This window comes from Pseudomonas sp. GL_103, assembly GCF_057835175.1.
Genome location: NZ_CM174420.1, coordinates 3434944 through 3453440 on the forward strand (window position 1 = coordinate 3434944; position 18497 = coordinate 3453440).

Sequence of the window (18497 nt, forward strand, 5' to 3'; positions counted from 1 at the left end):
TGACACGCTTGAGAAATACCGAATGCGCATAAGGTTAGATGCGCTACGCAATCCTGAATGTGGGAGCGAGCCTGCTCGCGAAGGCGTCATGCCAGTGATGCATATGTTGAATGACACACCGCATTCGCGAGCAGGCTCGCTCCCACAGGAGAATTGTGTGGCCGGAGGGTACTAGTTGCGCTTGAGAATCCGGTCCATCACCCAATCGGTCTTCAGCGCCTGCTCGGCCACCGCCGGGTGCTGCGCCTCGCCACGAACATGCGCATTCATGCCCAGGACGTGGTGCCACTGAATGTGGGCGTGATGCTCGATAGTCAGGCTGAGGTGTTCATCGGCGTGCAGCTCGATCGGGTGTTCGTCGAACACTGAAAAAGTGATCCGGCCTTTGCTGCCAATCACTTCGACCCGGTCTTCGCGACGGTCTGCAACGAAGTTCCAGCAACCCATGCCCAGTGCCCCGCTGGCAAACCGCCAAGTGGCGCTGACGGCATCTTCGGCCGCGTACAAACCGGCCTGCCGTGCGGTGAACCCGGCGACTTCGACGATATCGCCGAACAGGTACTGAAACAGGTCCAGGCCATGGCTGGCCAGATCGGCAAAGTAGCCACCACCGGCAATCGCCGGGTCGGTGCGCCAGTTATCGGCGCCGTTGCGGTCCGCTGCCGACGGGGCTTTGGTGAGGGTCCAGCTCAAGTGCCGGACCTCGCCGATCCGCCCTTCCTCCAGCCATTGCCGCACTTGCCGGAAGCGTGGCAGCGAACGTCGGTAATAGGACACGAACAGGTGCAGCCCGGCATCGGCAAACACCTGCTGCATCTCACGGCTTTGTCCGGCATTCAGCGCCATCGGTTTTTCCACGCAGCAATGCTTGCCGGCGGCGGCCACCTGCAAGGCATAAGCGTGATGGCTGTCGGGCGGCGTGGCGATGTACACCGCGTCGACCTCGGGATCGTTGATCAGCGCCTGTGCATCGGTATAGACCCGAGCGATGCCGTGGCACGCGGCGTAGTCGGTGACGGCTTGCAGGCGCCGGCCCATCACCGCCACCAACGCCGATCCGGGCGCCTTGTAGAAGGCCGGCGCGCTTTTTCGTTCAGCGACACTGCCACAACCGATCATGCCCCAGCGCACCAGGTTCATAGGCTCTCCTTGCTGCTCAGCCGATACGCAATGCGCGCAGGTCCAGTCGACCGTCCTTGAGCGGCGGGCACCAGTAATAGCCACCGGTGATCGGACGGCTGATGCGGTACAGACCGTCGGTGATGCCGTCTTCCAGGCCACTCATGCGGCGCAGTTGAGCTTCGAAGGCATCGAGGGAAAAACCGAAGGCCAGGAACATCAGGCCGGCGCGGTCACCTTCGATCCACGGCATCGAACGGCGCACTACGAAGGCCTCGGGCGCAAAGCTTTCCTGGGCGGTGCGTTTGACGTGGGCGGAAACCGGCGCGTCGTCGATCTCTTCGTTATCGCTCAAGCGGCGGCCCATGATGTTGTCTTTTTCATCCGCCGACAGCCCATGGAAACCTTTCAAGTCATGCTGCCACTGCTGGATCGCGGCAAAGCTGCCACCCACCGTGCCGTCCGCGCCCTCACCCACCAGGGCGGCGGTCACGGCCGCTGCGTCGTGGGGGTTCTCGGTGCCATCTTCGAAGCCGGTCAGGTCATGCCCGGTCATATGGCGGAAGGTTTCGTTCATCTGCACCAGACGCAACGCCGGGGCCAGTGCCGCTTCGATGGCGTTGCTGCGGTTGAGCAATTCGCCACGGTCTGCACCGTGCAGCCAGCACCAGAGCGCGTGCTGGGTCGACGGATTGTCGACGCCGACGCCAGTCAACGCCGGAAAAGTACGCAGGCCTTCGATCTGCCCATTCAGAGCCTTGACCAGGGATTCGCCGAAGCCGACGACAGCCGACTTCCCGTCCACCAGTTGCATCAAGTTGTCGAGTGCGACCGGCAATGCTTCGACGGATTCGAGGGCGAAGAACATATGGCGGGCTTGAGGCGGAACGGGGGTGGCGAGAATGCCCGGCTGGTAATGGCTCATATGAACTCCTTGAAAAAGAGCACAGAGTTTAACCGGAGTACGAGGGTTTGTGTGCCGTCAGAGGCCACAGAAGCCGCTCGCCACAAAAGATCAAACCACGCTGGGGCTTTCGTTGCGGAACGCACTCGGGCTCATGCCGGTCCAGCGCTTGAACGCCCGGCGAAAGCTGCGCACGTCGCTGTAGCCGACTTCTTCGGTGATGCGTTCGATGGACATGTCCGGGTTGGCCAGCAGGCTCATGGTGCGGGCCTGGCGCACCTGTTCCAGCAGCGTTTCGAAGGTCAGCGCGTGTTCGGTGAGGCGGCGGCGCAAGGTGCGGCTGCTCATGTTCAGGTCGCCGGCGATTTTCTCGATGTGACTGCCCTCGGTCAGGTCCCGGGCAATCGCCCGTTCCACGGCCTGGATCAGATCCATTTTCTGGTGCACCTGCGCGGCTTCCAGTTCGAGCAGTTTCACGGCCTGACGCAGGGCCAGGGAATGGTGATTGGGCAAGTGAACGCCCAGCCAATGTGCCTCGATCACCATGCGGTTTTGCAGGCAACCGAAACGCACGTCCGGCCCCAGCAGGCGCGAATATTCGCCGAGATAGTCCGGCGCGGCATGCATGAACTCCACGGCCATCGGCTTGAAATCCGCCCCGACCAGCGCCCGGCCGTACACCAACAGGCTGGCGAAAAACTCCTCGACCGCGAACAACTGCACGTCGGCGAACGGCAAGCGGCATTCAACGTCGATAAACACCCGATCCCCCGCCTCCTCCACACTCGACACGACAATGCCGCCAGAGGTGTGTTGATGACGGATGCCCAGTTCAAAGGCATCGCGCAGGGTCTTGCACAGCGACAACACATGCCCCAACAACCCCAGCGTACCGAGCACATTCTGCGCGCCGACCCACAAGCCCAGCCCCTGATTGGGCAAGGCCTTGAGCGCGCGCTGAATCATGGCCACGGCCTGGCGATAGGAAATACGCTGCGCCGGGTCCTGCAGGTCTTCAAAGGTAAAACCCAGCCCTCGGCACAGGCTCTCGGGGTGGATGCCTTTTTGCTCGGCGACTCCGGCCAGGGTCTGTAGGAGAAACGGCGACACCAGCGCCAGTTCAAAGGTGGGATCGGTCACTTTCATTTGCATGGGGCCATACATTCCGGGTCGAGCTGCATTCTTATTTTTGTAACCGGTTATGTCGAAGGAAGTTAGCACAGGGTTCAAAGGCTGTCCGCAGAAGTCCCCCTAAATGGCCGCCAATACCCTGCCTTGCAGGGCGCAGACAGCTTATTTCTATGTTGCGGCCCTCGTATGGATGCCGGACAGCCCGCTAACAATAATAATGAGTACACCCATGATCCCGACCCGCACGACACTTCCCCTACTGGTCATTGGCCTGGCCGGCGTCTGCGCCCTGCAACCGGCACTGGCCACCGAGGCTGGCGTGGACAACATCGGCACCGGCACCGACGGCTTTTTCATATTGCCGCTTTCGCCCGACAGCCTTCCGGACAACATGGTTGCGTTCAACCTCTACTACAACCACTACAAAGCCACGAAGCTCAATATCAGCTCGCTCGGCGGCAAGGTGCCGAACGTCGAGATCGAGTCCACGGCGGTCATTCCGCGCCTGGATTACCTCAGCCCGGTGCGAGTGTTGGGCGGCCGGCTGGCGGGCTACATCGCGCAGCCCTGGCTCAAGCAGGAGGTCTCGGTGTTCGGCTTGCAGGACACCCGCGAAGGCATGGGCGACACCACGGTCGCGCCGATCATTCTCTGGGACATGGGCCCAAACCTGACCCTCGGCGCCGCCATTGAAGTCACCGTGCCGACCGGCGAATACAGCGTTGATCGCCTGGCCAACACCAGCAACAACTTCTACACCTACAAACCCTTGTTCTCCTTCACCTGGCTGCCGACGGACAGAACCGAGGTGTCGATGAAGACCACCTACAGTTTCAACGAGAAAAACAAGGACACCGATTACAAGTCGGGGCAGATTTTCCACTTCGACTATTCCGCCAGTTTCAAGATCACCGACGACCTGATGCTCGGGTTGAACGGCTACTACCTCAAGCAAACCACCGACGACAAACAGTTCGGCCACACCGTGCAGTTCAATGGCCAGGACGTAAACGACGGGGTGCGCGGGCAGGTGTTTGCCATTGGTCCGGCGCTGCACTGGACCTTTCTCAAATACGCCAGCGCGGAGATTCGCTGGGCCAAGGAATTCGACGTGGAAAACCGGCCTGAAGGGGAAATGCTTTGGGCAAAGGTCAGTATTCCCTATGCGTTTTGACTGACCCCATCGCGAGCAGGCTCGCTCCCACATTTGGAATGCATTCCCCTGTGGGAGCGAGCCTGCTCGCGATGGCGGTGGCACATCCCCTGAAAATCATTCAGGAATACACCGCCCAGCTATCCACAATCTTCCCACCCCGAACCACCAGCAAATCCCCGAACTGCAGCAACACCGACTCGGTCTGGGTCGGCCGCAGGAACACCTGGTCCTCAACCGTCAGCCCCACCGCCGCCGAACCATTGACCATTTCCTGGTTCGAGCTGCGGCCATACACGCCATTGCTCTGCAACCCCGCTGGCGATTCGAACTCCGCCATCCAGTTACCGCCATAGATGAAATACGTCTCGCGCTGATTGGTGTCCCACCAGGAAAACAGCCTGGACTTGTCATCCAGCGCCGGGATGCTCACAGCCCCGGTGCTTTTCAACACTGGCGTGGCGATGTAGGCGGCGGGCACATGCTCCACCAGTGACGGCAAATCATAGTGAGTGGGCTTGAGCATCGCCGTTCCCACCGACACTTCGCTGCTGAGCCGTTCGTGCTCATGCATGCGATAACTCGGACTGCCGGCCGTATTGAGGGTCAGCCCTTCGTGCCACAAACCCGGGTATTGCTGACGAGTGAAATCGACGCAGCGGTGGTAAATCACCATCACCTTGGCGAACAGCTCCTCGGGCGAGCCCAGAATCCCCGGCACGCCCATGCCCACGAACGGGTCGTAGCCCATGAACCCGGCGAATTCCAGGTGCTGCGGGTGCTGGCTGATCAGCGCCAGCATCTGCCCGAGTACGCCAAGGTCGCTGACGCCACCGCGATGCAGCCCGACATCCAGTTCGATGTTCACCCGCATTCGCGTGCCCAGCCCTTGAGCCAGGGCGAGGTATTGCTGCAGGCGTTGTGGCGTATCGAGCAACCATTGCAATTGCTTCGAAGGGTCGAAAGGCCCCTTGTGCGACTGATAGAACAGCTCGGCCGAACGTACCGGCAGCGGCTTGCCCAACAGAATGTCGGCCTTGGCAAACTGCACCGTGTCATGATTGAGAAAGGGCTGGTGAAACGACATCAGGCGTTGGGTGCCGACGCGATTGGCAATGTAGGCCAGGAGCCCGGGCGCCGGCAGTGATTTTTCCACCAGGCGCAGGTGCTTGCCGGCGCGCTTGACCGACTGCATCACCACATCGATGTTGTGATCCAGTCGATCAAGGTCGATCAGCATCACCGGTCGCATCGGGCCGTGGTCCTTGAGTTCGTGGTTCAGCGTACGGAAGTAATCGCTGTACGGCGCGCCTCGGTCACCTGGCCGCAGCCACGCCCCGACACCCACCAACAAGGCGCCGACACCCGCGGTGCCAAGCAAGAAATTGCGGCGATTGACGGCCATCAGCTCACCCCCAGAATGGAAGACAGATGCGCGTTGAGAAATTTGCCGCTGGGGTCGAGCGCCTGCCGCACCTGGATGAATTCCTGCCAGCGCGGGTACAGCGGCTGCAGGTTTTTCGCGTTCAGGGTGTGCAACTTGCCCCAGTGCGGCCGGCCGTTGTACTTCCAGAAAACCGGCTCGATGGCGGCGAAGAAGTTGTGATGATCCATCTGGTAATGCTGGTGGACCGAGATCGAACAGCTGTCGCGGCCTTCGAACATGCTCAGGGGAATGTCGTCGGCCTTGACGTACCGGTACTCGATCGGAAACCAGGTGCGCAGGTCCTTGTCCTGGATCAGTTTGAGGATCTCGCGCAAACAGGCCGGGCCGTATTCCGCCGGCACGGAATATTCCATTTCGTTGAAACGCACCGTGCGCACATTGGCGTAGATGTCGAACGAGTCACCCACCCGGTCATCGAAACTGGCGAGGTGGCGCAGGCTGTTGAGCATGGTGCGGCGCAGGTCCGGGAAGTCGCTGGCGTATTTGTCGATCTTCTCGATCAGCGTGACAAACTCGTTGCCGCCCTCCTCATCCGCCGGCATCGGCGGTGTGGCCGGGTCGGTGGTTTCGTTCAGGGCGATCGACAAGGCGTAGTCGGAATGGGTCACCACGAGCATTTCCCAGTGCTGGTTTTCCCGGGTGTTCTTGTCCAGGTCTTCCAGCAAATCTTCGGTTTTGGCGATCCATTGGCGCTCCCGCAAGCGATACGCCGGGCGGTTTTGCAGGCGCACTTTGGTTGCCACGCCCAACGCCCCCAGGGATACCCGGGCTGCGTTGAACACTTCCGGATGGCGGTTGGCGTCGCAGTCCAGCACCTCGCCGCTGGCGGTCACCAGCTGCATGCCGCAGACATGCGCCGAATACGATTGAAAGTGCTTGCCGGTACCGTGGGTCGAGGTCGAGATCGCGCCGGCCAGGGTCTGGTAATCGATGTCAGCCATGTTTTGCAGGGCCTGGCCGATGTCCTTCAGCGGCGTGCCCATGCGTGACATCGGGGTGCCGGCGGCGAACTCGGCCTGCAGCGTTTTCGCATCGTGATCGAGCAAACCCGTGAAATAGCTCAGCGACAGCAAGGTGCCGTCGGTGGGCACCAGCGCGCTGAAGGAGTGCGCCGAGCCCACCGGCCGAATCCTGCCGGGGGCCTGGCGCACCACTTGCGTCAACTCATCCAGGTTCTTGGGCGCCAGCCGCGCCGCCGGCAGGCAACTCTGGCCGCCCGACCAGTTGCGCCAGGGAATCAGGCGTGGCGCGCGCAGCAGCTCGGCCAATGCCGGTGTTGAGCCGAGCGCGGTAAAGGCGCCAATGACGCTCGCCCGTTGCAACAACTGACGCCGTGTCAGGTCCATCGTCATGAATCGCACCCTGCCGTTCTTGTTATTGGATTTGCTGGCCGGACATAAAGGCAATCAGCGCCAGGAACTGTTCTTGCGAACACTGCATGCACATGCCCATCGGCGGCATGCCGTTGTAACCGTTGATCGCGTGGTCGAGCAGCGTGTCGGCACCCTGCAGTACCCGTGGTTGCCAGGCCTTGATGTCGCCGGTCAGCGGCGCCCCGGCCGCCGGATTGGCATGGCACAGCTTGCAGCTGTTGTCGTAGACCTGCGCCAGCTCGGCGTCGGCGGGCCTCGCGGCGCCCGCTTCGCTGCGGGTCGGCGGGTTGTTCGGCTCTTCGCCGCACCCTGCAAGCAACGCCGCAAAGACACACCCCGCCAAGGCCAAACAAAGGCTAGGCTTTTCAGTTAATCGGCTCGCCCGCATGGCTGTCCTCTCATTGGCTGCCCGGCCAGCCGGGTGCAGCTTTTTTTGTTGTGATCAAGGAGAGTCAACATTAAGGCACCCCGCGCGGGCGCATTGAGGGCATTGGGGGCCAACAAGGGGAGCTTCTGAGGCCATGACGGAAGGCACCGATAAAACCCCCGGACATCACCTGTGCGGCAAAACGCTGAGATGAGTCATGACAAGCGTTGCTGAGGTCTGCTAAAACGATTCATCAGTGCATCAGCCAATCCAGAGGGGTAGCGACATGACCACAGCCAATATTCTTCAGAACCTGTTCCCAAACCCCGCCGACATCCCGGAAAAGTACCGACTTGATGGCCAGACCGAGCAGCGCGAGTACCTGGTCGATGGCGAACTGAGAACCTGGAACGGGCCGCTGGCCCAGGTCCGCAGCCCGGTGTACCTGGCAGGCCCGAATGGCGACGAACAGGTGATCCTCGGTAGCACGCCGCTGCTGGATGCCGACACCGCCTTGACCGCCCTCGACGCCGCCGTCCGCGCCTACGACCGCGGCCAGGGCCTGTGGCCGACCATGCGCGTGGCCGAACGCATCCAGCACGTCGAAACCTTCCTGGGGCGCATGCGCGAGCAGCGCGACGCCGTGGTCAGGTTGCTGATGTGGGAAATCGGCAAGAACCTCAAGGACTCGGAAAAAGAGTTCGACCGCACCTGCGACTACATCGTCGACACCATCAACGCGCTGAAAGAACTCGACCGCCGCTCCAGCCGTTTCGAACTGGAACAGGACACCCTCGGCCAGATCCGTCGCGTGCCGATGGGCGTAGCCCTGTGCATGGGGCCTTACAACTATCCGTTGAACGAAACCTTCACCACGCTGATCCCGGCGCTGATCATGGGCAACACCGTGGTGTTCAAGCCGGCCAAGCTCGGCGTGCTGCTGATTCGCCCGCTGCTGGAAGCCTTCCGCGACAGCTTCCCGGTCGGGGTGATCAACGTCATCTACGGCAGCGGCCGCGAGACCGTCAGTGCACTGATGGCCAGCGGCAAGATCGACATCTTCGCCTTCATTGGCACCAACAAGGCCGCCAGTGACCTGAAAAAACTCCATCCGAAACCCCACCGCTTGCGCGCAGCGCTGGGCCTGGATGCGAAAAACCCGGGCATCGTCCTGCCGGAAGTGGATCTGGACAACGCGGTCAGTGAAGCGGTGACCGGCTCGCTGTCATTCAATGGCCAGCGCTGCACGGCGTTGAAGATCCTGTTTGTCCACGAAGACGTGGTCGAGTCCTTCATCGACAAATTCAATGCCCGGCTCGCCAACCTCAAACCCGGTATGCCCTGGGAAACTGGCGTAGCCCTGACGCCACTGCCGGAATCGGGCAAGGTCGACTATCTGCATGCACTGGTGGCGGACGCCGAGAGCAAAGGCGCCAAGGTGGTCAACCCCAACGGTGGCGAGGCTCGTGCGTCGTTCTTCTACCCGGCGGTGCTGTACCCGGTCACGCCGCAGATGCGGGTTTATCAGGAAGAACAGTTCGGTCCCGTCATCCCCATCGTGCCGTACCGTCATCTGGATACCGTGATCGACTACGTGCTGGAGTCGGACTTCGGTCAGCAATTGAGCATCTTCGGCACCAACCCGGTGGCGGTCGGCCGGCTGGTGGACACTTTCGCCAACCAGGTCGGGCGCATCAACCTCAATGCCCAGTGCCAGCGCGGCCCGGACACCTATCCCTTCAATGGTCGCAAGAACTCGGCCGAAGGCACCTTGTCGGTCCATGACGCACTGCGGGTGTTTTCGATACGTACATTGGTGGCCACCAAATTCCAGGAGACCAACAAGGACCTGATCAGCGAGATCATCAGCGGCCGCAGTTCGAGCTTCCTGACCACCGACTACATCTTCTGAGGAGAGCCAGCCTGAGTACATCCAGAGCTCATCGACTGCCACCCTTGCTGCGCCGACTGCTGCGTCCGTTGCTGGACCCGTACCGGCGCTACCGCCATGCCCGGGTGATCCACGCGGTGCGGGTGTCGCTCGGGTTGCTGGCGACGATCCTGCTGACCACCGGGATCAACCTGCCCCACGGTGAGTGGGCGTCGGTGACGGCCTGGTGTTGGTGGCACAACAGACCTGGCTCGGGATGCCCTGGCTGACCTATTTCGCGATGTCGGTGGTCTGCGGGTTTTTCTCGTATCACGCCATCGGCAAGGGGGTACACCGCGCTGCTGTCGGCGATTACCGTGTTCATCGTTGCGGGGCACGGCGATGGTGCAACTTCGCTCACTGATGCCCTCGGTGTCCAAGGAAGTGAAGATTTCCATGACCGAGCTCGATGCCCTCCAGCGCAACCTGCGCATGTGCGTCAGCACCCTGGAAATCCTCGGCAATACCCGACCGGATGCCAATGACCCCGAGGCGATGTCGCTGATGCAAACGGCATTGAAAGCCGAGCATCGGCAGATTCGCGTGCAATTGATCGGCATGGCCCGGGCGTTGAAATCAGGCGCCGCCCAGCGGCTAAATCGCCCCGTGGATGTGCCGCTTGTCAGCCTCGATGCGCCGGTCTACAACACCCTGGACGGGTATCGCTTGTTGACTCAACAACTGACCGCCAACGTCGGCGAGATGCGCCAGCGCCTGGCCAAGAGCGCGCCGCGCTGGAACATCTGACGCCCGGGTCGCGGGTTACGGCGTCACCGTGCGCCGAAACTTCAGCGACCAGCCTTGTTGCATGCCGGCAGCGGCCAGCAGAATCGCCGCGACTCCGATCCATTGCAGTGGCTCCAGGCGATGGCCGAAAGCAAACCAGTCGACGAAAATCGCCGCAATCGGGTAGATGAAGGACAGTGCGCCCGTCAACGCCGTCGGCAGTTTTTGAATCGCGCCGTACAGCAACACGTACATCACGCCGGTGTGCACCATACCCAGCGTCACCAGGCTGGCCCACGCGCTCGGCGCCTGCGGCAATACGGAAAGATTCGCGAATGGCGCGAGCAACAACACGCCGGTGCTGACCTGGATCAGCGCGATCAAATGCGGTGGCGTGCCCGTCAAACGCTTGATGATCAGCGCGGCAATCGCATAGAGAAACGCTGCGCCCAAGGCCAAGGCAATGCCCATCAGGTAATCGCTGCCGCTCTCGCCCTGGCTGCCATGGGCGCTGACAATCGCCAGCATCCCGAGAAACGAAACGCCCAGCCAGGTCAGTTTCTGCGCGGTGATCTTTTCGTTGAGGAACAAAGCCGCCAGCCCGACCAGCATGAACGGCTGGACGTTATAGACGGCGGTGCCGATGGCAATTGACGCCCGGGAATAGGACGCGAACAACAGCACCCAGTTGCCGACAATCGCCACACCGCTGAGCACCGCCAGCAGGAACGTAGTGCGGGTCAGAATGCCGGGGCGCAGAAAGCCGAAAGCCGCGCAAATCAGCAGCAAGGTGCCGGCACCGAACAGGCAGCGCCAGAACACCACATCCAGCACCGGTTGCCCGGACACCAGCACGAACCAGCCGATGGTGCCGGAGATCAGCATGGCGGCCGTCATTTCGAACGAACCGCGGCGTAGGGATTTGTCCATCATCAGACTCCTGTGTTTGTGGCCAAAGTATGCCAATGCACCCAGGCGCTACTCCAGAGCAAAAAGCAGGCTAAACTCGGTATCTGCCTTTTTTATAAAGGCTATTTTTAAAAAATGCCTAACAGAGGGTTTCGCCATGACCGATGACATCGACCAACTGCTGATCACGGCCCTGATGGAAGACTCGCGACGCTCGCTCAAGGCCCTGGCGCAGATCAGCGGCCTGTCCTCCCCCAGTGTTGCCGAGCGCCTGCGACGCCTGGAAGAGCGAGGCGTGCTCAAGGGCTACACCGTTGAAATCGACCCGAAATGCTTTGGCTATCAACTCCAGGCCATCGTGCGTATTCGCCCGCTGCCGGGGCAATTGCAGGAAGTGGAACGGCAAATCATGGCCATTCCCGAATTCACCGAGTGCGACAAGGTCACCGGCGACGACTGTTTCATTGCGCGCCTGCATGTGCGTTCGATGGAACAACTGGACACCCTGCTCGACCGCCTCAACACCCACGCTGAAACCAATACGGCGATCGTCAAGAAAACCCCGGTCAAGCGCCGGTTGCCACCCATGGCGTAAGTGATATTTATTTCAGACTGACGTAGATTGATGCTTTCCGGCGAAGGATTGACGGCATGAAAACTCAGGCAATGCTACTGGTGGCTACGATGCTGGCGGGTTGCGGCACGATTCAGACGGTTGTGCGCAGTGACGAAGTGGCCTCAAAAAGCCTTCGGGAACAAAAGAGTTATTGCGGCGCGGTACCGCGAATCTACAGCGGCGTGACCTACGACTTCTGCTACCTGAACGCGCCCCTCGAAGACGGTCGGGATGCGCAGGTACATGGCCCCGCCCCCGCTATCGTACTGCTCGACGTGGTCGTGTCCGGGGCGATGGACACCTTGCTGCTGCCCTACACCATCTACCGCCAGCAAGCCGATGGCAGCATCGTCATTGTGGAGTGACCCTGAATTTCAGGTAATAAAAAACCCGCCTGAGCGGGTTTTTTAGTTCAAGGCCGACGATCAGTCATCGCGGCTCATGATGCCGAACAGCTGCAACAGGCTGACGAACAGGTTGTAGATCGATACATACAGGCTGATGGTGGCCATGATGTAGTTACGCTCGCCGCCATGAATGATGGCGCTGGTCTGGAACAGAATGCAGACCGAGGAGAACAGCACGAAACCTGCGCTGATCGCCAGTTGCAGGCCGCTGATCTGGAAGAACAGGCTCGCCAGCGTCGCACCCAGCAGCACGAAGAAGCCTGCCGTGATGAAACCGCCGAGAAAGCTCATGTCCTTGCGGGTAATCAGCACATACGCCGACAGACCGCCGAACACCAGCGCCGTCATCGCGAAAGCCGAGCTGACCACTTCAGCGCCGCCCTGCATACCCAGGTAACGGTTGAGGATCGGGCCAAGCAGGAAACCCATGAAACCGGTCAGGGCAAATGCCGACACCAGGCCCCAGGCCGAATCACGGAGTTTGTTGGTGAGGAAGAAAAGACCGTAGAAGCCGATCAGCACCACGAAAATGTTCGGGTAGCCAACATGCATCTGCTGGGCAACGTAGGCTGTCACACCGCTGAAAGCCAGGGTCAGGGCGAGCAAGCCGTATGTGTTGCGCAGGACGCGGCTAACCTCTAGCTGCTCAGCCTGCACGCTGTTATTAACTGCGTAATCCTGTTCGCGCATGGCGACACTCCTGTTGGTTTGAAACGTTCAGTCGCAAAGATCATAACAGACGCTCTGTAACAAGCTATGCAGAGAGTTTGACAGTGTGTTTCATTCAGGTATTATGGCGCCCGCAACGCAAACGGAGGTGTGGCCGAGTGGTTTAAGGCAACGGTCTTGAAAACCGTCGACTGTAACAGGTCCATGAGTTCGAATCCCATCGCCTCCGCCATCTTTATACGACAAAGCCCTGATTATTCAGGGCTTTGTCGTTTCTGGGGTTTGGAAAAACCTGCCAGCCCACACTTCAGCCCACGTCCTGGATGAAGCATAGCTTGTCGACCAGCGGCCGGTTTTTCGAATGGCCTCTTGTCCCTGTACTTCTGAAGCGCCGAGGCAATCTACCTAGATTTTAAACCGCCCCACCGTCTGGTGCAGTGCCCCTGCCATCTGCGCCAGCTCCTGACCGGCTGCGTGGGTATGTCGGGCACCCAGCACGACCTGCTCGGACAAGTCACGAATGCCCACCAGGTTGCGATCCACCTCACGCGCCACCAGGGCCTGCTCCTCCGTGGCACTGGCGATCAGCAGGTTGCGTTCATTGATCTGCGAGATCGACCGGGTGATCTCCTCCAGCGCCTCGCCGGAGCGCTGCGCGACTTCCAGGGTCGTCTGCACCAGCTGACCGCTGCTTTGCATGGCGGTCACCGCGTGCCCGGTATCGAGCCGAATATTGCCAATCATCTGCTCGATTTCCTGGGTCGACACATGAGTGCGATGGGCCAGTGCCCGCACCTCATCGGCGACCACCGCAAAACCCCGTCCGGCATCACCGGCACGAGCCGCTTCAATCGCTGCGTTGAGGGCCAGCAAATTGGTTTGTTCGGCAATGCTGCGAATCACATCCAGCACCGCGCTGATGTCTTGCACACGTCCGGCCAATTGCTGAACACGTTCGGAGGTATCCATCATGCCGTCCGCCAGCGCACCTATCGAGGCCACCGTTTCCTGAACTTGCTCACGGCCACGTCGTGCGGTTTGCTCGGACACTCGGGACGCCTCGCTGGTGCTGACGGCATTGCGTGCGACCTCGTCGACGGCCGCCGTCATCTGATTGACCGCCGCCGCAGCCTGTTCGATCTCCAGGCCCTGCAGCTGCAAACTGCTGCTGGTCTGGCTGCTGACCGTACTCAGTTCTTCGGACGAACTGGCCACCTGATCGACCGACACGGCGATGTGCTTGACCATCGCGTTCAAGCTTTGCTGCATCTGGTGCATGTTCATCATCACGCTGCCGCCGGCGTTTGCATTGACTGGCACTTGAATCGTCAGGTCGCCCTGCGCGATTTGACTCAATACCCGCGCGGCATCATCGGGCTCTCCACCCAAGGGCCGGGTGACACTGCGCGTCACGATGACCGCCGCGGCGATGACCGAGGCCAGGCAGAACCCAAGCAATCCCAACATGTTCAGACAGGCTTCGTCGTACAGGGCCTGCGCCGATCTTTCACGATCGGCGAAGATCTGCCCTTGCAGCGCCATCAAGGCGTCCAGGCTTTTATAAACCTGTTGTTCGGCGGGGACGACGTGCTGTTTCAACTGCGCCATCGCGGCATCGAAAGCGCCTTGCCGGATCAACACCTGCACTTGGGTGAATGCGTCGACGTAAGCCTCGCGATGGTTTTTCAGGGCGGCATAGGCGGCCTTGCCTTCCGGCAGGTCGAACAGCGGTTCGAGGGTTTTCAGTGCCAGGCTGATGCGCTTTTTGGTGGCATCAATGGCCTCCTGCACTTGCTGATTGTCTTTGTCGATCAGCAAGTCCCGGGTGTTCCTGGCGTTGTCACGAACACCCGTGGCAATGACCATGATCGGATCGATTTTCGGCCAGTCCCGTTTGACGATGACCATGGCCTGTTCCTTTAGCGTTGCCAGATCGTGCAACGCATAAAACACCAGGCCTGTCAGTACCACCGGCGCAATTGCAAAGCCGATGACGATACGTTGTGCCGTGTTCAACCTGGCCATGTCCTATGCTCCCTGATCAATTCCCGCCCGACGCCTGGCACATCTGAAAACTTCATGTACTCACCAGCTTTCGATCCACCCTGCCCCGGTCGTTTCAATGTCCGCGAATGTAGTGTTCCAGTTGCCGGATCAGCTCGGTCTGCTCGACGATGGCTTCCTTGACCAGATCACCAATCGACAACAGGCCGATCAACTGGTCGCCCTCCACCACCGGTAGATGGCGCAGATGACTGTCGGTCATGACCGCCATGCAACGCTCGATGCTCTGCTGACTGTCTGCTGTCACGACGGGTGCGCTCATGATGGCCCGGACCGGCGTACCGACCGAAGAGCGTCCCTGTAGAACGACCTTGCGCGCATAGTCGCGTTCGCTGATAACGCCGACCACCTGCCCCTTCTCTATGACGGGTAGGGCACCAACGTTTTTTTCGGCCATCATCTTCAACGCTTCCAGCACCATCTGGTCTGGCGCGATGCTATGCACCCGCCGGTTCTGCACGGCCTTCAGTTTCAGCAGTTGTGCGGCTGTTTTCATACAAGCCTCCGATACTGTTTGTCATTGATCATCGACTCCGCCGGAGCCTGGCATACATCATTAATTGAATGAGCGCTCAGACCCCGGCGAAATCCATGTGGTCAGGCCACCGCGACCTCCACCTGGCCTGCGTTCAGGCGCACCGGCCAGACCCGTAGGCGCTGCTGCGGATACTCCAGGCAACTGCCGTCCTCAAGGCGGAAATGCTGTTTGTAGAGTGGCGAGGCAATCACCAGATCGCCCTTGATGCTGCCGATCAGCCCGCGACCGATGACATTCGCCCCCGACTGCGGGTCATGATTATCGACGGCATAGAGGGTCTTGCCTTCGGCATCCGGCAAGTAGAACAGCGCCACTTGTGCACCGTCGAGCCAGGCGACGACGCCGGAGTTACTCACCAGGTCCTCCTGGCTGCACACCGCTTGCCAGGCATCTGAATTGACCAGGGACAGGGAGGAACTGGAATAGGCTCGCTGGGTATCGGACTGGCTCATCAGGCAATCTCCTCGATGACAGGGATAAGGTGGAGTTCAGAGGCCATGATCGGCCGGCGCTGACCGCGTTCCTGAACAAAATGGATGTCCGGGTCCGGGCGTTGATCGTTGACGAAGGTGCGGAAGCGCTTGAGCTTTTCCGGGTCTTTCAGGGCATTGGCCCATTCGCATTCGTAGCGGTTAACCACCAGCTGCATCTGCGATTCGAGCTCAGAGCCAAGCCCCAGGCTGTCGTTGATGATCACGTCCTTGAGGTAATCCAGGCCGCCCTCCAAGCTCTCGCGCCAGACCGAGGTGCGCTGCAATTTGTCGGCGGTGCGGATGTAGAACATCAGGAAGCGGTCGATGTAACGGATCAGGGTGGCGTCATCGAGGTCGGTGGCGAACAACTCGGCGTGGCGCGGGCGCATGCCGCCGTTACCGGCCACGTAGAGGTTCCAGCCTTTCTCGGTGGCAATCACGCCCACGTCCTTGCTCTGCGCCTCGGCGCACTCACGGGTGCAACCGGAGACCGCGAACTTGAGCTTGTGCGGCGAACGCAGTCCCTTGTAGCGATCCTCGAGGGTCAGGGCCATTTTCACGCTGTCCTGCACGCCATAGCGGCACCAGGTGCTGCCGACGCAAGACTTCACTGTGCGGGTCGATTTGCCGTAGGCGTGCCCGGTTTCGAAACCGGCCTCGATCAACTCGGACCAGATGTCCGGCAACTGATGCAACTGGGCGCCGAACAGGTCGATGCGCTGCCCGCCGGTGATTTTGCTGTAGAGGTCGTATTTCTTCGCCACCACGCCAATCGCGATCAGCTTGTCCGCGGTGATCTCGCCCCCGGCGATGCGTGGCACCACCGAATAGGTGCCGTTTTTCTGCATGTTGGCCATGAAGGTGTCGTTGGTGTCCTGCAACGGCACCAGCGACGTGTCCATGATCGGCTGGTTCCAGCACGAGGCGAGGATCGAGCCCACCGCCGGTTTGCAGACGTCGCAACCGGTGTGGCCACGGCCATGTTTGGCCAACAGTTCGTCGAAGGTGATCACACCCTCTACCCGTACCAGCGCATAAAGCTCCTGGCGGGTGTAGGCGAAGTGTTCGCACAGGCTCTTGTCGACACTGACGCCACGGGCAATCAGCTCATGCTCGAAGACTTGCTTGAGCAGGCCGGCACAACCGCCGCAGCCGGTGCAGGCCTTGGTCTGCGACTTGAGTTGGCCCAGGTCGGTGCAGCCTCCATCGATGGCCGAACAGATGGAGCCCTTGGTGACGTTATGACAGGAGCACACCGTGGCCGACTCGGGCAGCGCACCCGGCCCCAGGGTCGGCGCGCCTTCGGTGGACGGCAGAATCAGGCTGGCCGGTTCCGACGGCAAGGCGATGCCGTTCTGCATGTATTGCAGCAGGGTGTCGTAATAGCTGTTGTCACCGACCAGCACTGCACCCAGGACGTGTTTGCCACTTGCATCCACCACCAGGCGGCGATAGCTGGCGCTGGTTTCGTCGATGAATTGATAGCTGCGCGCGCCCGGGGTGTTGCCGTGGGCGTCGCCGATGGAGCCGACGTCCACCCCCAACAGCTTGAGCTTGGTCGACATGTCGGCACCGGTGAACGGCTCGGCGACTTCGTTGCACAGACGGGCCGCGACGCTGCGCGCCATCTGGTAGCCCGGCGCGACCAGGCCGAACAGGCTGCCGTTCCATGAAGCGCATTCACCGATGGCGTAGATGTTCGGGTCGCAACTGAGGCACGTGTCGTCGATCACCACGCCACCGCGCGGACCGATCTCCAGCGCGCATTGACGGGCCAGCGCGTCTTGCGCGCGGATACCGGCGGAAAACACGATCAGGTCGGTTTCGAGGAATTCGTCATTGGCGAAATTCATGCGATAGCGGTACTGCTCGCCCGCACTGATCGATTGAGTGGCGCGGGACAGGTGTACACCGACGCCCAATCGTTCGATCTGCGCCTTGAGCGCCTGGCCACCGAGGTCATCGAGCTGTACCGGCATCAAACGCGGCGCGAACTCCACCACGTGGGCTTCAAGGCCCAGGCTCTTCAACGCGTTCGCGGCTTCCAGGCCCAGCAAGCCACCGCCGACCACCACGCCGCGCCGGGCATTGGCCGCCGCAGCCCGAATGGCATCGAGGTCTTCCAGGGTGCGATAGACCAGGCGCGATTCACCTTCGGCGCCTTCGATTGGTGGAACAAACGGATAAGAACCGGTGGCCAGGACCAATTTGTCATACGGGACGCAACCTTGCGAGGTGACCACCTGGCGACGGACGCGGTCGATTTCCAATACCGGCACACCCAAATGCAGCGTAACGCCGGGCGTCTGGTAAAGCGACGCATCGGACAGCGCCAGCGACTCGGCATCACGGCCGGAGAAGTACTCGGAAAGATGCACACGGTCATAGGCACGCATCGGCTCTTCACTGAAGACGTGCAGCCGATAGTGCCCAAGCGCTCCCCGCTCGATCAGCTGTTCGACACAATGATGTCCGACCATGCCATTACCGATCACGATCAGCGTTTGCATCTTGTTCAACGTGGCAACATTGGAATTCATAGAAAGCACCCAGCCCGAGCCAATCACGGTTTTAAAAGCAAAAAAAAACGCCTGAAACCTTTCGGTTCCAGGCGTCTTTGCCTGTTCTTTTGCGGTGTTGAAACCAGGCATCTATGCCTGATCCACCGATG

At 60.6% G+C, this 18497-nt stretch carries 16 protein-coding genes, 1 tRNA gene and 1 pseudogene; 6 read left to right on the forward strand and 12 right to left on the reverse strand.

Annotation, left to right across the window (positions count from 1 at the left end):
• Positions 1 to 171: 171 nt before the first annotated feature.
• The 3 genes from AC3IP0_RS15490 to AC3IP0_RS15500 form a co-directional block, all read right to left on the reverse strand.
• Positions 172 to 1140, reverse strand: coding sequence for a Gfo/Idh/MocA family protein (locus tag AC3IP0_RS15490; RefSeq protein WP_489325180.1), 969 nt, complete (start codon positions 1138 to 1140; stop codon positions 172 to 174).
• Positions 1141 to 1156: 16 nt separating this feature from the next.
• Positions 1157 to 2044, reverse strand: a complete 888-nt coding sequence (locus tag AC3IP0_RS15495) for a Dyp-type peroxidase (protein ID WP_489325182.1) — start codon at positions 2042 to 2044, stop codon at positions 1157 to 1159.
• 90 nt (positions 2045 to 2134) lie between these two features.
• Complete coding sequence (locus tag AC3IP0_RS15500) at positions 2135 to 3175, reverse strand: AraC family transcriptional regulator (protein ID WP_489316019.1); 1041 nt, start codon at positions 3173 to 3175, stop codon at positions 2135 to 2137.
• A 208-nt stretch (positions 3176 to 3383) separates the two neighbouring features.
• On the opposite strand from AC3IP0_RS15500, the gene AC3IP0_RS15505 reads away from it, so the two are divergent.
• Positions 3384 to 4328, forward strand: a complete 945-nt coding sequence (locus AC3IP0_RS15505) for a SphA family protein (RefSeq protein ID WP_489316020.1) — start codon at positions 3384 to 3386, stop codon at positions 4326 to 4328.
• 100 nt (positions 4329 to 4428) lie between these two features.
• Here AC3IP0_RS15505 and AC3IP0_RS15510 read toward each other — a convergent pair whose 3' ends face one another.
• From AC3IP0_RS15510 to AC3IP0_RS15520, 3 genes are all read right to left on the reverse strand, one after another.
• Positions 4429 to 5637, reverse strand: a complete 1209-nt coding sequence (locus AC3IP0_RS15510) for a DSD1 family PLP-dependent enzyme (protein WP_489319782.1) — start codon at positions 5635 to 5637, stop codon at positions 4429 to 4431.
• Positions 5638 to 5711: 74 nt separating this feature from the next.
• Positions 5712 to 7106 (reverse strand): D-arabinono-1,4-lactone oxidase, encoded by a 1395-nt coding sequence (locus AC3IP0_RS15515; RefSeq protein ID WP_489316021.1) that lies wholly within the window; start codon positions 7104 to 7106, stop codon positions 5712 to 5714.
• Positions 7107 to 7128: 22 nt separating this feature from the next.
• Positions 7129 to 7515: a c-type cytochrome gene (locus tag AC3IP0_RS15520; protein ID WP_347907022.1), complete on the reverse strand. Its 387-nt coding sequence runs from the start codon at positions 7513 to 7515 to the stop codon at positions 7129 to 7131.
• A 265-nt stretch (positions 7516 to 7780) separates the two neighbouring features.
• Between AC3IP0_RS15520 and AC3IP0_RS15525 the strand changes: the two genes are divergently transcribed.
• Together AC3IP0_RS15525 and AC3IP0_RS15530 are read left to right on the forward strand one after the other, a co-directional pair.
• Positions 7781 to 9406, forward strand: a complete 1626-nt coding sequence (locus AC3IP0_RS15525) for an NADP-dependent glyceraldehyde-3-phosphate dehydrogenase (protein ID WP_489325184.1) — start codon at positions 7781 to 7783, stop codon at positions 9404 to 9406.
• A 68-nt stretch (positions 9407 to 9474) separates the two neighbouring features.
• A pseudogene (locus AC3IP0_RS15530) lies at positions 9475 to 10171 on the forward strand (hypothetical protein).
• 15 nt (positions 10172 to 10186) lie between these two features.
• Here AC3IP0_RS15530 and AC3IP0_RS15535 read toward each other — a convergent pair.
• Positions 10187 to 11080 carry a DMT family transporter gene (locus tag AC3IP0_RS15535; RefSeq protein WP_489319783.1) on the reverse strand — a complete coding sequence of 298 codons (894 nt, stop codon included), beginning with the start codon at positions 11078 to 11080 and terminating at the stop codon, positions 10187 to 10189.
• Positions 11081 to 11216: 136 nt separating this feature from the next.
• On the opposite strand from AC3IP0_RS15535, the gene AC3IP0_RS15540 reads away from it, so the two are divergent.
• Positions 11217 to 11654, forward strand: coding sequence for an Lrp/AsnC family transcriptional regulator (locus AC3IP0_RS15540; protein ID WP_046038550.1), 438 nt, complete (start codon positions 11217 to 11219; stop codon positions 11652 to 11654).
• 56 nt (positions 11655 to 11710) lie between these two features.
• Entirely contained in the window at positions 11711 to 12040 is a 330-nt protein-coding gene (locus tag AC3IP0_RS15545; RefSeq protein ID WP_489316023.1) for a YceK/YidQ family lipoprotein, read from the forward strand.
• A gap of 60 nt (positions 12041 to 12100) precedes the next feature.
• On the opposite strand, the gene AC3IP0_RS15550 is transcribed toward AC3IP0_RS15545, so the two are convergent.
• Positions 12101 to 12772 (reverse strand): Bax inhibitor-1/YccA family protein, encoded by a 672-nt coding sequence (locus tag AC3IP0_RS15550; RefSeq protein WP_057714309.1) that lies wholly within the window; start codon positions 12770 to 12772, stop codon positions 12101 to 12103.
• Positions 12773 to 12895: 123 nt separating this feature from the next.
• Here AC3IP0_RS15550 and AC3IP0_RS15555 point away from each other — a divergent pair.
• Positions 12896 to 12983: transfer RNA gene (locus tag AC3IP0_RS15555), tRNA-Ser, on the forward strand.
• A gap of 173 nt (positions 12984 to 13156) precedes the next feature.
• On the opposite strand, the gene AC3IP0_RS15560 is transcribed toward AC3IP0_RS15555, so the two are convergent.
• The 4 genes from AC3IP0_RS15560 to nirB all read right to left on the reverse strand — a co-directional run bounded on the left by AC3IP0_RS15560 (position 13157) and on the right by nirB (position 18366).
• Positions 13157 to 14776, reverse strand: coding sequence for a methyl-accepting chemotaxis protein (locus tag AC3IP0_RS15560; protein ID WP_489316024.1), 1620 nt, complete (start codon positions 14774 to 14776; stop codon positions 13157 to 13159).
• Positions 14777 to 14870: 94 nt separating this feature from the next.
• Positions 14871 to 15311: a CBS domain-containing protein gene (locus AC3IP0_RS15565; RefSeq protein ID WP_489316025.1), complete on the reverse strand. Its 441-nt coding sequence runs from the start codon at positions 15309 to 15311 to the stop codon at positions 14871 to 14873.
• A gap of 101 nt (positions 15312 to 15412) precedes the next feature.
• On the reverse strand, positions 15413 to 15805 hold the full coding sequence (nirD, locus tag AC3IP0_RS15570) for a nitrite reductase small subunit NirD (RefSeq protein ID WP_489325185.1): 393 nt from the start codon (positions 15803 to 15805) through the stop codon (positions 15413 to 15415).
• Positions 15805 to 18366 carry a nitrite reductase large subunit NirB gene (gene nirB / locus AC3IP0_RS15575; RefSeq protein WP_489316026.1) on the reverse strand — a complete coding sequence of 854 codons (2562 nt, stop codon included), beginning with the start codon at positions 18364 to 18366 and terminating at the stop codon, positions 15805 to 15807. Before nirB ends, nirD begins: the two co-directional genes overlap by 1 nt.
• Positions 18367 to 18497: the final 131 nt, after the last annotated feature.